Source organism: Flavobacterium sp. GL_143, assembly GCF_057834355.1.
Genome location: NZ_CM174401.1, coordinates 4,686,767 through 4,705,929 on the forward strand (window position 1 = coordinate 4,686,767; position 19,163 = coordinate 4,705,929).

Annotated in this window: 18 protein-coding genes; 7 read left to right on the forward strand and 11 right to left on the reverse strand. The window is 33.7% G+C overall.

Annotated elements, in window-relative coordinates:
- Positions 1–40: 40 nt before the first annotated feature.
- Positions 41–1,528, reverse strand: a complete 1,488-nt coding sequence (locus AC3IPI_RS19685; protein WP_489155125.1) for an aminotransferase class V-fold PLP-dependent enzyme — start codon at positions 1,526–1,528, stop codon at positions 41–43.
- Between the two features lie 221 nt (positions 1,529–1,749).
- Between AC3IPI_RS19685 and msrA the strand changes: the two genes are divergently transcribed.
- Positions 1,750–2,280, forward strand: coding sequence for a peptide-methionine (S)-S-oxide reductase MsrA (gene msrA / locus AC3IPI_RS19690; RefSeq protein ID WP_409416787.1), 531 nt, complete (start codon positions 1,750–1,752; stop codon positions 2,278–2,280).
- A 35-nt stretch (positions 2,281–2,315) separates the two neighbouring features.
- Complete coding sequence (locus AC3IPI_RS19695) at positions 2,316–3,887, forward strand: protein adenylyltransferase SelO (protein ID WP_489155128.1); 1,572 nt, start codon at positions 2,316–2,318, stop codon at positions 3,885–3,887.
- A 202-nt stretch (positions 3,888–4,089) separates the two neighbouring features.
- Here the strand turns inward: AC3IPI_RS19695 and AC3IPI_RS19700 are convergent, their stop codons facing one another.
- Together AC3IPI_RS19700 and AC3IPI_RS19705 are read right to left on the reverse strand one after the other, a co-directional pair.
- Positions 4,090–5,061, reverse strand: a complete 972-nt coding sequence (locus AC3IPI_RS19700) for a YpdA family putative bacillithiol disulfide reductase (RefSeq protein ID WP_489155130.1) — start codon at positions 5,059–5,061, stop codon at positions 4,090–4,092.
- Positions 5,062–5,066: 5 nt separating this feature from the next.
- Positions 5,067–5,543, reverse strand: coding sequence for a CYTH domain-containing protein (locus tag AC3IPI_RS19705; RefSeq protein ID WP_207621522.1), 477 nt, complete (start codon positions 5,541–5,543; stop codon positions 5,067–5,069).
- Between the two features lie 224 nt (positions 5,544–5,767).
- Between AC3IPI_RS19705 and AC3IPI_RS19710 the strand changes: the two genes are divergently transcribed.
- On the forward strand, positions 5,768–6,688 hold the full coding sequence (locus AC3IPI_RS19710) for an OmpA family protein (protein WP_039120079.1): 921 nt from the start codon (positions 5,768–5,770) through the stop codon (positions 6,686–6,688).
- A gap of 21 nt (positions 6,689–6,709) precedes the next feature.
- Positions 6,710–7,267 (forward strand): hypothetical protein, encoded by a 558-nt coding sequence (locus AC3IPI_RS19715; RefSeq protein WP_086894502.1) that lies wholly within the window; start codon positions 6,710–6,712, stop codon positions 7,265–7,267.
- A 138-nt stretch (positions 7,268–7,405) separates the two neighbouring features.
- Here the strand turns inward: AC3IPI_RS19715 and AC3IPI_RS19720 are convergent, their stop codons facing one another.
- From AC3IPI_RS19720 to menD, 8 genes are all read right to left on the reverse strand, one after another.
- Positions 7,406–8,449, reverse strand: coding sequence for an o-succinylbenzoate synthase (locus AC3IPI_RS19720; RefSeq protein ID WP_489155133.1), 1,044 nt, complete (start codon positions 8,447–8,449; stop codon positions 7,406–7,408).
- 102 nt (positions 8,450–8,551) lie between these two features.
- On the reverse strand, positions 8,552–9,754 hold the full coding sequence (locus AC3IPI_RS19725; RefSeq protein WP_489155135.1) for a tetratricopeptide repeat protein: 1,203 nt from the start codon (positions 9,752–9,754) through the stop codon (positions 8,552–8,554).
- A 140-nt stretch (positions 9,755–9,894) separates the two neighbouring features.
- On the reverse strand, positions 9,895–10,572 hold the full coding sequence (locus AC3IPI_RS19730; protein WP_489155137.1) for a metal-dependent hydrolase: 678 nt from the start codon (positions 10,570–10,572) through the stop codon (positions 9,895–9,897).
- A 27-nt stretch (positions 10,573–10,599) separates the two neighbouring features.
- Positions 10,600–11,562 (reverse strand): 1,4-dihydroxy-2-naphthoate octaprenyltransferase, encoded by a 963-nt coding sequence (menA, locus tag AC3IPI_RS19735; protein ID WP_039114236.1) that lies wholly within the window; start codon positions 11,560–11,562, stop codon positions 10,600–10,602.
- A gap of 104 nt (positions 11,563–11,666) precedes the next feature.
- Entirely contained in the window at positions 11,667–12,500 is an 834-nt protein-coding gene (locus tag AC3IPI_RS19740) for a 1,4-dihydroxy-2-naphthoyl-CoA synthase (RefSeq protein WP_035681238.1), read from the reverse strand.
- A gap of 730 nt (positions 12,501–13,230) precedes the next feature.
- Positions 13,231–14,085 (reverse strand): CvfB family protein, encoded by an 855-nt coding sequence (locus AC3IPI_RS19745; protein WP_489155140.1) that lies wholly within the window; start codon positions 14,083–14,085, stop codon positions 13,231–13,233.
- Between the two features lie 137 nt (positions 14,086–14,222).
- Positions 14,223–14,564 (reverse strand): DUF2853 family protein, encoded by a 342-nt coding sequence (locus tag AC3IPI_RS19750; RefSeq protein WP_039114238.1) that lies wholly within the window; start codon positions 14,562–14,564, stop codon positions 14,223–14,225.
- Between the two features lie 102 nt (positions 14,565–14,666).
- Positions 14,667–16,328 (reverse strand): 2-succinyl-5-enolpyruvyl-6-hydroxy-3-cyclohexene-1-carboxylic-acid synthase, encoded by a 1,662-nt coding sequence (gene menD / locus AC3IPI_RS19755; protein WP_489155143.1) that lies wholly within the window; start codon positions 16,326–16,328, stop codon positions 14,667–14,669.
- 135 nt (positions 16,329–16,463) lie between these two features.
- On the opposite strand from menD, the gene AC3IPI_RS19760 reads away from it, so the two are divergent.
- The 3 genes from AC3IPI_RS19760 to pip are packed head-to-tail and all read left to right on the forward strand — an operon-like array spanning position 16,464 to position 19,079.
- Positions 16,464–17,633: a thioredoxin family protein gene (locus AC3IPI_RS19760; protein ID WP_489155145.1), complete on the forward strand. Its 1,170-nt coding sequence runs from the start codon at positions 16,464–16,466 to the stop codon at positions 17,631–17,633.
- A 23-nt stretch (positions 17,634–17,656) separates the two neighbouring features.
- On the forward strand, positions 17,657–18,154 hold the full coding sequence (locus AC3IPI_RS19765; protein WP_489155147.1) for a GNAT family N-acetyltransferase: 498 nt from the start codon (positions 17,657–17,659) through the stop codon (positions 18,152–18,154).
- A 7-nt stretch (positions 18,155–18,161) separates the two neighbouring features.
- Positions 18,162–19,079, forward strand: coding sequence for a prolyl aminopeptidase (gene pip, locus AC3IPI_RS19770; RefSeq protein WP_489155149.1), 918 nt, complete (start codon positions 18,162–18,164; stop codon positions 19,077–19,079).
- The last annotated feature ends 84 nt before the right edge of the window (positions 19,080–19,163 follow it).

A 19,163-nucleotide genomic window follows, 5' to 3' on the forward strand; every position in this document is an offset into this window, starting at 1 on the left:
ATCAAAAAAAAATAGCTTCAATTGAAGCTATTTTTTTGTTTTATGATGCAAACCAACCTGCGACTAATTCATCTTCAAATGAAGTTACATTTTCATGAATAAACTCATTGGTTTCTTTATTGTATTCGTAATCCAAGGCCCATGTTTTATGGTTTTTGGCTAATTCTTTGATGCTTTCGCAAACAAAAGCAATCTCCTCATTGGTAGTAGTAGGATGTATCGACATTCTTATCCATCCCGGTTTACGGATTAAATCTCCAATAGTGATTTGGTCAATCAGCTTACTAGACGTTTCTTGGTCAACATGTAACAAAAAGTGTCCGTAAGTACCTGCACAACTGCAACCTCCTCTGGTTTGGATTCCGAATCTGTCATTTAAAATTTTCACACCTAAGTTAAAATGTAAATCTTCGATAAAAAACGAAACTACTCCTAAACGTTCCTGATGTTGTCTTGCTAAGATTTTAATATTCGGGATATCATTTAGCTCATTAAACACATAATCTACGATTTCATGCTCACGTTGTAACATGTTATCTACTCCCATTTGTTCTTTTAGCTCAATTGCCAAAGCAGTTTTTATAACTTGCAAAAAGCCAGGAGTTCCGCCATCTTCACGGTCTTCGATATTATCGATATATTTATGCTCACCCCAAGGATTTGTCCAGCTTACAGTTCCTCCTCCAGGACAATCCGGAATCATGTTTTTATATAATTTTTTATTAAAAACTAAAACTCCCGAAGTTCCAGGACCTCCTAAAAATTTGTGCGGAGAAAAGAAAATCGCATCCAAATACGCTTCTGGATCTTCTGGGTGCATATTTATCTTTACATACGGTCCAGAACACGCAAAATCTACAAAACAAACTCCATTATGCTGGTGCATTAACTTAGCAGCTTCATAATAGGGTGTTTTTATCCCTGTTACGTTAGAACATGAAGTGATTGAAGCTATTTTGTAAGCTCTGTCTTTATATTTATCTAATAAAATTTCTAAGCTTTCAAGGCTAAAAAGTCCTTTTTCGCAAGCAGGAATAATTTCGACATCGGCAATCGTTTCTAACCAACTCGTTTGGTTTGAGTGGTGCTCCATGTGAGATATAAAAACAACTGGTTTTTTATCAGCTGGTATAGTTGTAAAATCCTTTAGGTTTTCAGGGATTTTCAAACCCAAAATACGCTGAAATTTATTAACAACACCAGTCATTCCTGTTCCATCAGTAATTAAAATATCATCTTGATTGGCATTAACATGACGCTTAATGATATTTCTGGCATGATGGTACGCTTTTGTCATGGCAGTACCTGACACAGTGGTCTCAGTATGCGTATTTGCGACAAAAGGTCCAAATTGGTTTATAATTTTCTCTTCAATCGGTCTATATAATCGTCCGCTGGCAGTCCAATCGGTATAAATTATCTGTTTTTTACCATAAGGAGAGGTAAATTCCTGGTCGATTCCAATGATATTTTTACGAAAATCTTGGAAATAAGCTTCTAAAGCCGTGGTATTGTTTTTGATATTCATTATAAACTGATTTGATGACAAAGGTATATATTTTTTATATAATTGTGAATTTGTTAATACTTAAGTGAAAACTGTACTACAATTTCTGTTATTTTTAAATAAACACCTCTTAAACAGGTTTCTTTTTAGCAAAACCAACAAATTAGAATTAAATTTGAGTATCTATTTTAAATATGTTACTCATTATCAACAAAGAACAATAATTATTTAAATTATATATTATGAAAAACTTATCTATAGCTACTTTTGGAGGGGGCTGTTTCTGGTGTATCGAAGCAGTTATTCAACGCCTAAAGGGGATAATATCAATAAAATCGGGCTATGCCGATGGTCATATCAAAAACCCTGCTTATCGCGAGGTTTGTACTGGGAGAACAGGTCATGCCGAAGTTATTCAGGTAACTTTCGATCCAGAAATCATTTCATACCATGACTTAATTGCCATTTTTATGACGAGTCATGACCCAACGACATTAAACCAACAAGGAGCTGACAGAGGGACACAATACCGCTCTATTATTTTATACCATAATGAGGAACAAAAAGCAATTGCAGAACAGGTATTTGAAGCTGTAAAACCTCTTTATGCTGATCCAATCGTAACCGAATTAAAACCTTTTGAAGTGTTTTATGAAGCTGAGGAAGATCACCAAAATTATTACAACAATAATCAGGAAGCTGGTTATTGCCGAATGGTAATCGACCCTAAAGTGCAAAAATTAAGAAAAATGTATGCCGATAAACTCGCATAAACAAGCACGTATTACTTTTATTGAAATTAAATAAAATGAAAAAATTAAATATACATAATCGGTTTACAGCCGAACTACCCGAAGATCCACTAAGTACTAACGAAATAAGGCAGGTTTTAAATACTTGTTTCTCTTATGTTAACCCACGAATTCCTGCTGAACCTAAATTAATTCACGCTTCTGAAGCTGTGGCTGAATTAATTGGGCTTTCGCCAAAAGACATTCAATCGGAATCATTTCTGAATGTTTTTTCGGGTAAAGAAGTTTTACCAACCACGCATCCATACGCCATGTGTTATGCAGGGCATCAATTCGGGAATTGGGCGGGACAATTAGGAGACGGCAGAGCGATTAATTTAACCGAGGTTGAACACAATGACCAGTTTTACACTTTACAGCTTAAAGGAGCAGGGAAAACACCTTATTCGAGAACTGCCGATGGTTTAGCAGTTTTACGTTCCTCTATACGAGAACATTTATGTAGCGAAGCCATGTTTTATCTAGGAGTTCCTACCACTCGTTCCCTTGCTTTAATGTTATCTGGTGACGAAGTATTGCGTGATAAACTATATGATGGTAATCCTGCTTATGAAAAAGGGGCAATTGTATGTCGTGTAGCACCGTCATTTATTCGTTTTGGAAGTTTTGAGATGCTAACGGCACGTAATGAGCTTAAAAATCTTAAATCTCTTACCGATTATACGATCAAGTATTATTATCCTGAGATAACCGAGGAAGATCCTAAGAAATCTTATATCCAGTTTTTTAAGGCTGTAGCCGATAAAACCCGTAAGATGATTCTCGATTGGCAACGTGTAGGTTTTGTACACGGGGTTATGAATACCGATAATATGTCGATTCACGGCTTAACAATAGATTTTGGACCTTATGGTTGGTTAGAAGATTATGATCCGAATTGGACACCAAATACTACCGATAATCAACATAAAAGGTACCGTTTTGGCAATCAGGCTAATGTTGCTAAATGGAATTTATTTCAATTAGCAAATGCATTATACCCATTAATCAATGAAGCCGAAGGTTTAGAGAGTATATTAGAATCATTCTCTGATTCATTTGATGAAGAATATAAAGAAATGATGTTAAGCAAATTAGGAATTTATACATCAAAAGAAATTGATAACAAAATCATCTTAGATTTAGAAACTAACTTGCAATTATCTGAAACAGATATGACTATCTTTTTCAGAAATTTAAATAAAATCAAAAAAGAACAATCTGCAGAAGAAGCATTTGCTTGCATTCAGGATGCTTTTTATAAACCAGAAGAAATTAAAGACACGATTTTAAATACTTGGCTAGAATGGTTCTCGGTGTATTTAACGCGTTTAAATACTGAAAAAATATCCGACGAAGAACGTGCTGCAAACCAAAACAAAGTAAATCCTAAATATGTATTGCGTAACTACATGGCGCAACTAAGTATTGATGCTGCCGATGAAGGTAATTATTCTCTAATAGAGGAATTACATTTATTACTTAAAAATCCTTACGATGAACAACCAGAATACGAAAAATGGTTTGCCAAACGTCCAGATTGGGCGAGAGACAAAGTAGGCTGTTCTATGCTTTCTTGTAGTTCTTAGCTATTTTTTGCCACGATCCGAGCGCAATTTCATTAAATAAAAGGGAATATTTATAATGCTTTGTCAAATTAAATCTCCCGAAAAGTCGCAAAAACGCAAAGAAAGAATGTGTAAACTTTGCGCTTTTGCGGCTTTGCGAGTAAAATTATAGCCCAAAAAGCTTAACTTAATAACATTGCGCTCGGATCATGGCAATATTTTTCTATTTCGAAGTAATACAATCTACAATCATATTGGCATGAACACGGGAATTCTCAATAAACCATTTATGAGTTTCCATTCCGCCACACACAACACCTGCCAAAAACAATCCTGCAACATTGGTTTCCATTGTCTCAGGATTGTATGTTGGTACTTTTCTTTCATCATCAGATAATTGAATTCCCATTTTTTCCAGAAACGTTAAATCTGGCTTATAACCAGTAAGTGCCAAAACAAAATCATTTTCGATAGTCACTTTTCCGTTTGGAGTATCAATTTCAACTTCATTCTCTCTGATTTCGGTAATATTAGATTCAAAATAAGCTTTTATACTTCCTTCGGCTATTCTATTCTCGATATCTGGTTTAACCCAATATTTTACACGATTGTTAATTTCGCTTTTGCGAATTACCATCGTAACATTAGCTCCTTTTCGCCAACATTCTAAGGCTGCATCTACAGATGAATTATTTGCGCCTACAACAAGAACATTCCTAAAAGCATATTCATGTGCCTCTTTATAATAATGGCGCACTTGTGGCAACTCCTCGCCTTTTACATTCATATAAATCGGAATATCATAAAAGCCAGTTGCAATAATTACATTCTTGGCTTCATACAATGTCTTATTTGTGGTTATTTTAAAAAGCGAATTTTCTTGCTTGATAACTTGGGTCACATTTTCGAATAAATGAATGGAGAAGTCAAAATAACGGTGAATATTGCGATAATACTCCAATGCTTCTTGTCGGCCTGGTTTGGGAGCCAGGCAATTAAAAGGTATATCTCCTATTTCTAGTCTTTCGGCTGTAGAAAAAAACGTCATATACAGCGGATAATTAAAAATACTGTTTACAATTGCTCCTTTTTCTATAATTAAATACTTTAAATTTTTCTTTTGTGCTTCGATTGCGCAGGCTAAACCTATTGGTCCTCCTCCTACTATAATCAAATCATATTCTTCAATTGTCATAAACATTATTCTTTATTCCATTCTGAGAACGGATGCTTGCTTAAATAAGAATTATAATATCTTGGATCACTGGTTACTTCTTCTCCTAACCAATCAGGCTTATCAAACGTGTCTGTTTCTGATTCAAGCTCGATTTCGGCAATTATCAATCCTTCATTTTCTCCATAAAACTCATCTACTTCAAAAACATGGTTTCCTGATTTTATTTCGAATCGTGTTTTCTCAATTTTACCTTTCTCGCACAATTTCAATAATTCTTGTGCTTCGTCCAGCGGAATTTCATTTTCCCACTCAAATCGTGACATTCCACTATCACTTCCTATTCCTTTTATAGTAATAAACCCTTTCGTGCCTTTTATACGTATACGTACTGTTCGCTCTGGTTCGGAGCTTAAATATCCCTGAGCAATTCGATTTTTGGCGAAAGCCTGTTCTTTAAAATCGGTTGTTTTAACTAAAAATTTTCTTTCTATTTCGACCATCATATCCATAACTAAATTCAGTTAGCAAGTTACTCATTTTAATTAATTGGCGAATTAAGATTTTCTCCTTACAATTATTCAAATTAATTGTTAATTTTAAAAAGTAAGTAAATTCTTAAACATAAAAAACAGCTTTTTTTAACAATAATATTAAAATAACTGATTAGTAACGTTTTGCATTTATTTTTTTGTTAAATTTGAGAGAATTTTAACTCATAAAAATTATGTCTAAAAAAACACTTTATCTCTTAGGCATTGTAGTCACAATTATCTTAGGTACATTCCTGTATCTGAAATTTTGCTGCAATTGCTGTACGAAAGAACCCGCAGACGATATCGAAAAAGTAGTTGTTATTAAAGAAACGGTCACGGAGATTGTTCCTTTTGTAATTAATGGTACCGGTATTGACTACCGCAGTAGCGACAATCTGAAGTTCCTGAAGAATAGTGCTTCGGTGATTATGCCAGTTAAAGACTCTGTTAATATTGGTATTGAAAAACTGAAAACTTTCTTAGATGCCAATCCAGAGCAAAAGGTTACAATAACTGGATATGCGACTACCGATGAAAAGAACACCACAACGTACCCTAATCTTGGTATTGCAAGGGCAAATGATGTTAAAAATTATTTTGTATCAAAAGGACTATCGGCTGGAAAGTTTAATACTAATGGCGAAATAATCGATAGCTGGAAAACAAGTGGAGATACGCTATTAGGTCCAGTTTCTTTCGAAATTAATACTTCGACGGATTCGGTTGCAACAAAAACAGATGGTGAAGATTTTGCTGCTTTAAAAACCAAAATAAATGCTGATCCTTTGGTTCTTCATTTTAATACCAATAAATCCAATAATAATCTAAATGCTGCCGATCGTCAGAAAATTAAAGACATCTCGTATTACATTCTTCATGTAAATGATGGCGCATTATTGGTTGTTGGACATTCTGATAATGTTGGAAACCGTGAATCGAATGTTGTGTTAAGCCAAAAACGTGCTGACTTTACTAAAAACTATTTGTCTAAAAATGGCATTGATGGTAGTAAAATCGAAACTCAATCAAAAGGTCCAGATGAACCTGTAGGAGATAATACAACCGCCGACGGTAAAGCAAATAATCGTAGAACTGTAGTTACAATAAAATAATTAATCCAAAAAAATAATATTATGAATATACCTTGTATCTTAATACCAGCTTTAGTTGGGTTAATCTGTGGAATTTTAGGTTACTTGATAGGAAAAATGGCTTCGAAAGGAAACGATTCTGATTTGCTTTCTTTACAAGCTGATTTAGACGCTTGCAGAGCTAATACTAAGAACTTAAATGCCAAAATATCTTCGCTTGAAGCAGATTTAGCAGCTAAATTAAATAATGCTTCGGCATCTGCACAATCATTTGTGGGTAAAACTACAATTCCAGAAATTGCTTTTGATGCTGCATTGGCAGCAACAGTATTTGGCAAAAAAATAAAGAAAGATGATTTGAAGATAATCGAAGGAATTGGTCCTAAAATCGAAGAGCTGTATCATCAGGCTGGAATCAAAACCTGGTTGGCTTTATCGGAAACACCAACAGAAAAATCTCAAACTATTCTAGATAATGCTGGTGAAAACTATGCGATTCATAATCCTGGAACTTGGGCAAGACAAGCTAAGTTGGCTTATGAAGGAAAATGGAAAGAATTAAAAGATTGGCAAGATGTCTTAGATGGCGGAAAAGAATAATTTTTATTCTCTAAAATTTAAAAACTGGCTTTATGCCAGTTTTTTTTATTTCTAATTTTATAGACAACCTATTGGTGAGAATCTTTGTCCAAGTTTTGAACTTTGACAAAGATAAAAGCGTTGTCCTTTTCTTCTAGATTAAAACTTATCAATATCTATTTCCCAGTTTAAATCTGGGTTATACCATAATTGTCCTTGTGTAACTTCTAACGGACAATCGAAATTGTTCGTGTATAATGCTCCCGTTCCTAAACCTTGCGGCATAGTATTATTTTGCAAAAATGTCCATTGTGCAATTGCATTAAGACCTATATTGCTTTCCAGAGCCGATGTTATCCACCAACCGATATTATATTTCTCTGCCAATGCAATCCATTCCTGAGTCCCTCGAAAACCGCCTATAAAGCTTGGTTTTAAAATAATATACTGTGGTTTTATATTTTGCAGTAATTTTTCTTTTTCCTGTAATGTAAACACTCCAATCAATTCTTCATCTAGTGCTATAGGAAAAGGTGTTGTCTCACATAAACTAGCCATAACCTGTGTATTGCCTGGTTTTATTGGCTGTTCGATACTATGCAACTTATATGCATTAAGCTGAATTAGCTTATTTAAAGCTGTATCTAAACTAAAAGCTCCATTGGCATCTACTCGTATTTCTATTTCTTCCGGGCTAAAGTGGCTGCGGATAAAACCCAGTAATTCCAACTCTTTATCAAAATCGATAGCGCCAATTTTAAGTTTTATACAACGAAAACCTGTGGCTAGCTTCTCTTCTATTTGCTGTTTCATAAACTCTGGTTCTCCCATCCAGACTAACCCATTTATTGCAATAGATTTCTCTCCCGTAGTAAAAGGTGAAGGAAAGAGTAAAAAGGGCGTTTTACTGTGCAATGAACGGAAAGCCATTTCTATACCAAATTGTATTGAAGGGAACTCTAATAAGGCTTCCCAAAGGACTTTTTCGCCAAGATGTATGTTATCGCAACTCCATTGCAATTTCTCTTCGTAGTCGTCTCGATCGTCTGCGCTTAGTCCTCTGAGGATTCCGCACTCGCCTATTCCCTTTTTATTATTTTCTTCAATAACAATGAACCAAGTTTCTTTTTCGTTCATTACGCCTCTGGAAGTTCCCGATGGGCGCTTAAAATTGAGAATATATTTGTGGTAAGTGGCTTTCAATGTGATTTACTTTTTTTAAACATATAAGTGATATAAGTTCATATAATAAAGCATTTAGAAAATACAATTTATATTTGCTTGCATCACTTATAGGATTAATTATTAATTAAAAAGGTCTAAAACTCTATCGAAGTTTGCTGAAGGTAAATTTGCTTTCTTAAAAGCTGCTAAATCAAGTTTTACTTTTTGAATCCAGCTTAAACTATCAGTAACGTTTTGTGTTTGGTATTTTTTATAAATGGCTTTGGCGTCTTTATAATCGTCGCTTACCAAATAAGCATGAGCTAGGTTGAGTTTTAATTGCAACTCTGTTTCATCTAGTTTTTCTCCTTCTTTTAAAAACTTAATCGCTTTCTCGTATTGCTTGGTTATTATATAACAATATCCAATAGCGCTATAATCTAGTGCTGTAGCCTTTTTGTCAGCAATTACAGTGTTTAACAATGTTATCGCTTCACCATATTTCTGACTTTTAATTAATTTAGAAGCCTGATTTCTTAAATCGCTATAAATGTTTTTAGAGATACTAGTATCGTTATAACAGGTGTTCCCATAATCTTTATAGGCTTTGATTTTTTCCATTGCCAATAGTTTATCAAACTCTGTGTAACGGTATTGCTTTTGGATTTTTTCGAGGATACAAACGCAAAATTCATCAGAACTTGCCATTTTCTGTGCCAGATTTGAGGTCTTACATTGGCTGATAATTTCTTTTTTATTCTCCTGATTCCAACCACGGCTTAGCTTTACATCAACCCACGGCACTACTTCTAGCACTATTTTTTGTTTTAAAAGCCAATTCTTGCTTTCGAATCCAAACCAAATTGTATTTACATTTGGTTGCAAACAGCTGGTTTTATCTAATGATAATCGTTTTGCGTCTTTGCTTACTGGTTCTTCTTGTGCATAACAGGCTTTATCGGTTTTTCCTGTTTGTACATAACTTTTGGCAATTGCCTGATCGGTAAACAAGGCATATTTACACTTATCATCTCCTGATATTTTTGACATTAGGAATACTGCTCCGGCTGATCCCTGACTAATTCCTGATGGGTCTGGAATCGATTTTAATACCGAGACTAAGCTACTTGCCAATTGTTGGTTTTCGTCCAGCAGAGTGATTCTATATATCACTTCGGTGGTTCCTAATGGTAAATCTTCGGTTGGAATGATGATTCTGTCGCGGGCTGAAACGATTATTTCTTTTGTAGTGGATCGTTCTTTGTCCCAATATCCTTCTTTTTGTGCAAAAGCTGAATAAAACGAACTTAATAAAAGTACTAAAATCAGTTTTTTAGATTTCATTTTCTTGACTGGATGTGTGTTTTTTTTTAGCCCTGACAGCAGCGATATCCTTTTCCTGTCCGCCGCGGCGGACAGGAAAAGATAAAGCGTATGGCGGGAAATAGCTCCTAATTCTTCAATTTCTCTTAGAATAACGCTATTTACAATTCAATAGATTCTCCAATTTCTATAAGCATTAGGTCTTTTCCTTTATCAAAAAACTTACGTATTGCTTCGTCATGATTGATTTTGATATATCCGAAGGTATCATAATGATACCCTAGAATTTTATCACATTCGATAAAATCTGATGCTATAATGGCATCTTCTACATCCATTGTAAAGTTATTTCCGATTGGCAAAATCGCTAAATCTAGCTTGGTACGCATCGGGATTAATTTCATATCCATCGTAAGTGCTGTATCTCCTGCGATATAGATATTTTTGTGTTCACCTTCGATTACAAATCCTCCTGGATTCCCTCCGTAGCTACCATCGGGAAATGAACTTGAATGTATGGCATTTACATATTTTACTTTTCCGAAGTCAAATTGCCAGCTGCCTCCGTGATTCATTGGGTGTGCTTTTAGCTCTCTTTGGGCAAAATAACTCGCAATTTCGGCATTAGACACGATTACTGCTTCGGTACGTTTTGCAATTGCTTCGGCATCCAGAATATGATCCCCATGCGCATGCGTTAGCAAGATATAATCGGCTCTTAATGTGTTAATATCGATATGTGATGCCAATGGATTACCTGAGATAAAAGGATCTACCAGAATGTGCTTTCCTCCTACTTCGATTCCTAATGATGCATGACCGTAAAATGTAATTTTCATATTGATACAATTTTAAAGTTTAATAAATTATCTTCCTCCTAAGAAGAGGTTTACAATAATGTCTGAAATTAATGATATCATGCACAAAGTCAATAATACTGAAAGCAAAAATGTGCTAAGTGCTACTCTTTTTAATTCTGGGTCTAGTAATTTAGGTTCTTGGTTTTTATAAACAACAATTAAATGTTTGGTTAATGGTATGTAAGCCAATAAAAACAAGTATTGATCAAAGTTATAATCGCTTAAAATAGCAAATGCAACTACTGAAATCATTGCTGTTATAATTAAGAAGTAATGGTATTTTTTTGCAGCTTGTCCGCCCATTTTTACTACAATTGTGTTTTTGCCCGATTTTCTATCTGAGGCTTCGTCACGCATGTTGTTTAGGTTTAAAACTCCTACGCTTAATAATCCTATCGCTACTGCTGGCAGGATTAAAAGTGGATCTATTTCTTTTGAGTATAAAAAGTTAACGCCTAATGTACTTACTAAACCAAAGAATACGAATACAAATATATCTCCAAAGCCTTTATATCCATAAGCTGAGTTTCCTACTGTATAACGTATTGCCGAAACAATTGCTGCAATCCCTAATAGTAAGAAAAAGATTGAATACACAAAATTTGTCTCGCCAAAGGCAAAATAAATCAATGTAACTGCTGATAATAAAGTTAACAACGAAGTAATTATTATAGCCTTTTTCATGGCTTGTGGCGTTATTACTCCGCTTTGTATAGCACGTTTTGGCCCTATTCTGTCTTCGTTATCGGTTCCTTTTACTCCATCGCCATAATCGTTGGCAAAATTGGATAATACCTGCAATCCTAGCGTTGTTAAAAGTGCAAAACCAAAAATTTTCCAATTAAAAACTTCTGTAGGCGTATAAACGTTTTCTGTGGGATTTGCCAAAGCATACATACTACCGACGATAATCCCAGAAACTGATAAGGGTAATGTTCTTAATCTAGCGGCTTCAATCCAATGTTTCATTCTTATGTTTTATTTAATTTAAAGTTTGTTATAAAAAAAGTTTTCAGTCTCAGTCACTGTATTTCAGTTAAAACTGAAACTGAAAACCGATACTGCAAACTAGTTTATGGCAACCATTTATTTTCGCCAAAATTAGGCTTTCTTTTTTCTAAAAAGGCATTTCTTCCTTCTTTGGCCTCTTCGGTCATATACGCTAAACGGGTTGCTTCTCCAGCAAAAACCTGTTGCCCTACCATACCATCATCTGTAAGGTTCATAGCAAATTTTAGCATTTTTATAGATGTAGGCGATTTTTGTAATATCTCTTGCGCCCATTCGTAAGCAGTGTCTTCTAGTTCATCATGAGGAATAACGGCGTTTACCATTCCCATATCCATTGCTTCCTGAGCTGAATAATTGCGTCCTAAGAAGAAAATTTCACGTGCTTTTTTCTGTCCTACCATTTTGGCAAGGTAAGCTGATCCATATCCGCCATCAAAACTAGTTACATCGGCATCTGTTTGCTTAAAAATAGCGTGTTCTTTACTCGCTAATGTCATATCGCAAACTACATGTAAACTATGTCCGCCACCTACTGCCCAACCTGGAACTACGGCTATGACTACTTTTGGCATAAAACGAATTAATCGTTGTACTTCTAGAATATTTAAACGATGTTGTCCATCTTCTCCAACATATCCTTGATGTCCTCTTGCGTTTTGGTCTCCACCACTACAAAAAGAATATACTCCGTCTTTGGTCGAAGGTCCTTCGGCAGATAATAAAACTACTCCTATCGAGGTATCTTCTTGTGCATCGTAAAATGCCTGGTATAATTCGGATGTTGTTTTTGGGCGGAAAGCGTTGCGTACATTAGGTCTGTTAAATGCTATTCTTGCAACTCCATTACATTTTTTATAGGTTATATCTTCAAATTCTCTGGCAGTAATCCAATCCATTAGATGTATTTTTAATTAATTATAGTGTAAAAATAAATCATTTTTTACACTTTAGACTATACAATCATCATGAAGTCTATTCTAAAAAAAATCTGATCAAATGTTAAATATTGTTTTTCAATTAAAAACTGCAATCATTTTATAGTGTATTCTGTTTTTTATATTTATCTTTACCCTCTATTAATCAATGTGATACATTTATTTTTCGTACACATTTAAGATTGATTTTCTTTCACTGATTTATTAACCTAAAAAATGATTTTTTGAGAAAATTTAAAAAATTTGTCGCTCATTTTTCTATGGTTTTAAATTTAAAACCTTTAGACAAAGAGCAAATGAGATTAGCATTTGTCGAAATTGCAAAAAAGAGATAGTAACACCTACGGTTAACAAGAAAGATATATTAAACTACTCTACAAATGGGTACTTATTATTGTTTAATCATCTTTAAAAATATTAAAAATAAACCAAAGGTTCTGCCGTGAAATCAATTTCAGCATGTAAGAAATTGTTATCCCATTCAAGACAAACCCATCTGAAGAAGTAGTAAGTCACACGCAACAAGATTAAGTACAGTATTATATAAGATGTGATTCTATTCACTTTTCGTGATGAAAGTAGATTTATTTTTATTTTTGTTTTTTTTTAATTACAATTTTTTTATAAAACTAGAATAAAAAGAAAAAGGCTAATCGTAATGATTAGCCTTTTTTGTTGTAGTAGCTTAGTATTACTCTTTTACCAAGTAAATACCATCTTCTTTTATCTCGATTAGTTTCTCTCTGTATAGAGCTCCAATCGCTTTCTTAAATGTTTTCTTACTCATTTTAAGCACCGTTTTAATGTCTTCTGGATGTGAGTTGTCTGTAAGTCTTAAAAAACCACGACTTGCTCTTAATTCGTCCATTATTTTCTCGGCATTTGGTTCGATACTTTGGTATCCCTGCACTTGTAATGAAACATCTATTTTATTATCAGGACGTACAGTCTTGATATATCCTCGCATACGGTCTCCCGTACGAATGGCATCATCATAAACCTCATCTTTGTATAATAATCCTTTATGTTTTTCATTAATAATTACATTGATTCCTATCTCGGTAATATGCGAAACGATTAAATCTACTTCTTCGCCTTTTTCTACCGTTAGGTTATCATTACTTAAGAATTGGTTTGTTTTACTTGAAGCTACCAAACGATTGGTTTTTTCGTCCATGTATAAATAAACCAAATAACGCTTTCCTTTTTCCATAGGACGCGCTTGTTCTTTAAACGGAACAAGAATATCTTTTTCCATTCCCCAATCCATAAAAGCACCTATCTGGTTAATGTAATTTACTCGTAAAAGAGCAAACTCATTCAACAAAATATATGGTTCTAGGGTTGTTGCAACTGGACGTTCTTCGTGATCTAAATAAACAAAAACGATAAGTTCTTCGCCTATTTCAAATTCGTTTGGAACATATTTGTTTGGTAATAGTATGTCGTGGATTCCTTCTGGATCTTTCTCGGGGTTACCCAAAAACAATCCTACTTTGGTATCACGTAATATAGTTAGGGTGTTGTATTTTCCTATTTCAATCATCTTCTTTAAAGTTCTGTATTGCTATTTAAGCAAGTTTCTAAGTCGCAAAGGTACGAAGTTTGAAAATGAGAAGCATAAAAATTATTCTATTAAAAAAAGCGCCATTAAGGCGCTTTCTATATTTGGAAGTTTAAATACTATTTATAAACACTTTCTTTTTTAAAGTGTAGCGTTAATAAGTAGTATACTACTGCTCTGTATTTATGTTTGTTTGAGCGCCCGTATTTTTCTAATACTGCATCAATTCCTGCATCTAAAGCGGGACCATCTGGCAAGCCTAATTTTTTGATTAAAAAATTATTCTTTACAGTATCTAATTCCGATTTTTGAGTTCCTGCAACTGTAGCTGCATCTGCGTTATATATTGACGGCCCACAACCGATGGTTACTTTTGTCAATAAATCCATATTCGGAGTTACGCCGCATTTATCTTTTAAGTCAGCAGCATACTTTACAATTAATTCGTCTCTTGCGCTCATAAATAAAATTTTAATATTTGATTAATACTAGTTTATATTCTCAAATTTAAGCATTTATTCTATACAAGACTTTATTTTAAGTAATTTTTATGAAAATTAAACTTACAATAACTCTTTAAAAAACTGAAGTAATATTTTATCGTTTTCGACTGTTGGTGTAAAGATTTCTAAAATAGCTGGTGCCTCATTTACATTATACAGTGTTTCTAGTCCTGATTGTAACGAACTTTCATTGTCTGCTTTTATGTAATTCATCTTAAACATTACTGCCAAATGCTCGGCGGTTAAATGATGTGATGTTTCAAAAAAGGTATTAAACACTGGTTGTTCCTGATGTCCTGGCAAAATACGGAAGATTCCTCCTCCTCCATTATTTATGATTATAATCTTAAAATTATTAGGGATATAACTGTTCCATAAAGCGTTACTATCGTACAAGAAACTAATATCTCCTGTAATAAAAACTACTGGTTTAGAATTGCCAACCGCTGCTCCTATGGCTGTCGATGTACTACCATCGATACCACTTGTACCACGATTACAGAATACACTAATAGATGAATCGATGTCTATTAATTGTGCATATCGAATGGCTGAACTGTTGCTTATTTGTAACTGACCATCCTTAGGCAATGATTCTATTACTTTTTCGAATACTTTAAAGTCCGAAAACGGAATTTTACTTAAATATTCCTTTGCTCTTACTTTTCTTAAATCATTTATTTTATTAATTCTTAAGAAGTAATCGCTCTCTATAGATTTTGTTTCTGATAAAAAGACTTGAAAGAAATCATTTGGGTTTGTTTTTATATGCTTTGATAAAGCTCCAAATGTATCATAAGCTCTTAATGTATCTATATGCCAATGTTGTTTTGGTTTGTACTTTCTTAAAAACGCCTTTATACGTTTAGAAACGATCATTCCTCCAAAAGTTACCAGAATTTCAGGCTGAAAATCTTCAAAATCAGTGGCTGTAAATGGGGTAATTAAGGTATCGATGCTATTGATAAAACTCGGATGATGTAAATTAGACGTTGTTTCGGTTAAAACTACTACTGATTTATCATTTGCCAATCCTTCGATTATATCTTTATTAATAGTGTCTGGCTCATTTACTCCCACAAGAACCATCTTACGAGCCGATTTGTTCCAAGCAGCAATCATATCGGCTAAATCTCCGATTGTTTCTGGCTGGTTTTCTTTTACGTAAGTGTTTATTATTGGTTTTACGGCAAGTTCTGAAACGGTTTCATACAATGGCTCTTCAAAAGGTGCATTAATATGTACTGGCCCTTTTTGAGCTCTGGCTGTATCTATTGCTTCGTTTATTTTCTTATCGTTTTCGAGCGAAACATCTTCGTGTAAATTAGCGTTGTATATAGAATGATTTATATACACATTTTCCTGACGAATGGTTTGCCCATCGCCAATATCTATCTTGCTTTGCGGACGGTCTGCTGAGATTACAATAAGTGGAATCTGGCTATAAAACGCTTCTGCAAAAGCGGGATAATAATTTAATAATGCTGAACCCGAAGTACATACTAAGGCTGTTGGTTGCCCGGTTTGTTGTGCAATTCCTAATGCAAAAAATGCAGCACACCTTTCGTCGGCTATACTATAGCACTGAAAAGCCGGATTACTAACAAATCCTATGGTTAAAGGTGCATTTCGTGATCCTGGAGATATAATTATGTTGGTGATTCCTTTTTCTAAACAAATCTGAATGATACTCTGAGCCAGAGGTATTTTGGGGTAAATCATTTTCTTGGAAATTATAAAGTACAAAGTTAGTAAGTTCAGAAATGATTTAGGGTATAAATAACAATATATTACCATCTAATTATAGAAAAAGGAAATATATTTGTAACTATTATCTTTACTAAAAACAGTAGAATCATGCGTTTTATTTATCTATCCTTACTTATCCTTTTTATTCATACCGGAAATGCTCAAAAACAATTTGTTCATGATGATATTACTTATAAAGATGCATTGGTAAAGGCCAAACAAGAAAATAAACCTGTTTTTATTATGCTTTATGCTAATTGGTGCCCACATTGTAATGCCATGAAGAATAGTACTTTTCAGGATGCTACTGTAATGGCTTTTTTAAAGGAGAATTATATTTGTGTTTGGAAAGATATCGAAAAAGAGGAAGGTCTTGCTCTAAAAACCAAATTTGACACTAAATCATTGCCTAGCTTTTTGATTGTTGATGCTAATGAAACTGTTCTATATAATTTGAAAGGTGAAATAAAAACTGCTGAATTTTTAAACGAAATTAAAAATGCTTTAAATCCAAAAATGCAATTGCCTTATTTGGAGTCTGTTTTTATGGCTGATCCAAGTAATGCTAATAAATGTTTGGCTTATTTAAATACGTTAAGAAAAGGCCGTGAAAGAGTCGATTTATCTAAAGCTACTCATACTTATCTTGCCACACAATCAGACGCTCAATTGCTTACCGAAATGAACTGGCGCATTATTGCCAATGGTGTGAGTGATATCAAGTCACATGAATTTCAATATGTATTGCAACACCAAAAAGAGTTCGGAACTGTTGCTTCTGCTGATCGTGTAGAGAAAAAAATAGTTAATATCGTTACCGAATTGCTTCGTCCTTATACCGAAAGTCTGGATACTATTAATTACTACAAACAAAGGGAAATTGCTAAGACGATTAAGCTTCAAAAAACTGATTCTCTTATTTTTTCTTATGATTTAACTATTGCAGAAAGAAGTACTAATTGGGGATATTATAAGAAAACAACTTTAGATGGAACTCAAAAATATGTATGGAATACTCCAAGTATCTTAAAAGAAATCGGTGAAGTATACTTAAAAAACATTACAGATATAGAAAGTCTTAAAAAATCTATAGAATGGGTAAAACGTTCGTTAGAACTAAATGATTCTTATGATGGTAATTTACTGTTATCCCGCCTTTATATTAAAATTAAAGACAAAAAATCGGCTTTGGTATATGCTAAGAAAGCAAAAGCTATTTGCAAGGAAATGGATTGGGACTCTAAAGATGCCGATGCTTTACTTGCAGAACTTAAATAAAACTACAAATAATACAACTCAATATGTCTGTTACACTTCGACAAGCCACTTCTCAGGATTTAGAAAAAATTCTTGATATTGTTAACTATTCTATTTTACATACTACGGCTAATTATAGCTACGAAATTCAGACTATTGATGTTCAGCAAAAATGGTTTGAGGATAAAAATGCCAAGAACCTGCCTGTTATTGTAGCCGAGCTAGACGGTGAAGTTATTGGTTTTGGTAGTTATGGTCCGTTTAGAGAAAAAATTGGCTATCAATACACCGTAGAGCATTCTGTGTACGTTACAGAAAACACTATTGGCAAAGGTATTGGTTCTAAATTATTGACTGAATTAATTCGGCTTGCCAAGGAACAAGGATATCACGTTATGATTGGTGCAATTGATGCCGACAATGCAGGAAGTATTACTTTTCATGAGAAATTCGGATTTGTAGCAACTGGAACTATTCGTGAAGTTGGATATAAATTCGACCATTGGCTGGATTTAGTTTTCATGCAATTGATTCTTAAATAGAAATCTATTGGAACAAAACTACATTATCGAAAAAGGTTTTCTTGAGGTCAGTAAACTTCATAAAATATATTATGAGGTTTGCGGAAATATAAATGGAGATCCATACTTATTTGTTCACGGAGGGCCTGGTGCAGGATTTTCTGAAAATGACAAGCGCTTTTTTGATTTTAAAAAACATAAAGTGATTTTTTTTGACCAAAGGGGCTCTTCTAAAAGTGAACCTTTTGGCTGTATAGAAGAAAATAACACTCAACATTTAGTTGATGATATCAATACACTTTTAAATCATCTGAATATTGATAAAATCAACATTTTTGGAGGTTCATGGGGAACAACTTTAAGTCTTGTATATGCCATTAAGAATTCTGAAAAAACTAAAAGTCTATTGCTTAGAGCTGTTTTTCTGGGGGATAAAAAATCAATTGACCATTTTACTAATGGCGGTATCAAAGATAAGTACCCAAAAGAATGGAATCGGTTTGAAAATAATGTCACCGTAAACTCTAGACAAAAAATATCTGAATATTATCTATCACAGATGTTAAACGGAACAGCCGAAAACAAAGAATTCTATTGTTACGAATGGGCATTCTACGAAATATCTATTTTTAAACAAGAATTATCAGATAAGGAAATCGATGCTATTGTAAAACAAATTCCTTATCATTCTCTTTCAATATTAGAAGCACACTATCTTGGTAATAGTTGTTTTATCGAAGAAGGCTATATTACTAAAAATGTGGATAAACTAGATAGTATACCAATAACTATAATTCACGGAGAAAACGATGTAATTTGCCCAATTGAATATGCTCAGGAACTACATGAAAAATTAAATAATTCTGTTTTATATATTGAAAATGCGGGGCATTCTGATACTGAACCTGCAATTGAAAATAGAATTATTACATTTTTAAACAACTAAAAAGAAGTTAGCCACTAATTTTTACTAATTATAAACTTTGTGACCTTTGCATATCCCGACGTTCAATGTTATTAAGTTAAGCTC

Coding starts and splice junctions, on each gene's coding strand:
- AC3IPI_RS19685 (WP_489155125.1), bottom strand. CDS start 1,528: ATGAATATCAAAAACAATACCACGGCTTTAGAAGCTTATTTCCAAGAT.
- msrA (WP_409416787.1), top strand. CDS start 1,750: ATGAAAAACTTATCTATAGCTACTTTTGGAGGGGGCTGTTTCTGGTGT.
- AC3IPI_RS19695 (WP_489155128.1), top strand. CDS start 2,316: ATGAAAAAATTAAATATACATAATCGGTTTACAGCCGAACTACCCGAA.
- AC3IPI_RS19700 (WP_489155130.1), bottom strand. CDS start 5,061: ATGACAATTGAAGAATATGATTTGATTATAGTAGGAGGAGGACCAATA.
- AC3IPI_RS19705 (WP_207621522.1), bottom strand. CDS start 5,543: ATGGTCGAAATAGAAAGAAAATTTTTAGTTAAAACAACCGATTTTAAA.
- AC3IPI_RS19710 (WP_039120079.1), top strand. CDS start 5,768: ATGTCTAAAAAAACACTTTATCTCTTAGGCATTGTAGTCACAATTATC.
- AC3IPI_RS19715 (WP_086894502.1), top strand. CDS start 6,710: ATGAATATACCTTGTATCTTAATACCAGCTTTAGTTGGGTTAATCTGT.
- AC3IPI_RS19725 (WP_489155135.1), bottom strand. CDS start 9,754: ATGAAATCTAAAAAACTGATTTTAGTACTTTTATTAAGTTCGTTTTAT.
- AC3IPI_RS19730 (WP_489155137.1), bottom strand. CDS start 10,572: ATGAAAATTACATTTTACGGTCATGCATCATTAGGAATCGAAGTAGGA.
- menA (WP_039114236.1), bottom strand. CDS start 11,562: ATGAAACATTGGATTGAAGCCGCTAGATTAAGAACATTACCCTTATCA.
- AC3IPI_RS19740 (WP_035681238.1), bottom strand. CDS start 12,500: ATGGATTGGATTACTGCCAGAGAATTTGAAGATATAACCTATAAAAAA.
- AC3IPI_RS19745 (WP_489155140.1), bottom strand. CDS start 14,085: ATGATTGAAATAGGAAAATACAACACCCTAACTATATTACGTGATACC.
- AC3IPI_RS19750 (WP_039114238.1), bottom strand. CDS start 14,564: ATGAGCGCAAGAGACGAATTAATTGTAAAGTATGCTGCTGACTTAAAA.
- menD (WP_489155143.1), bottom strand. CDS start 16,328: ATGATTTACCCCAAAATACCTCTGGCTCAGAGTATCATTCAGATTTGT.
- AC3IPI_RS19760 (WP_489155145.1), top strand. CDS start 16,464: ATGCGTTTTATTTATCTATCCTTACTTATCCTTTTTATTCATACCGGA.
- AC3IPI_RS19765 (WP_489155147.1), top strand. CDS start 17,657: ATGTCTGTTACACTTCGACAAGCCACTTCTCAGGATTTAGAAAAAATT.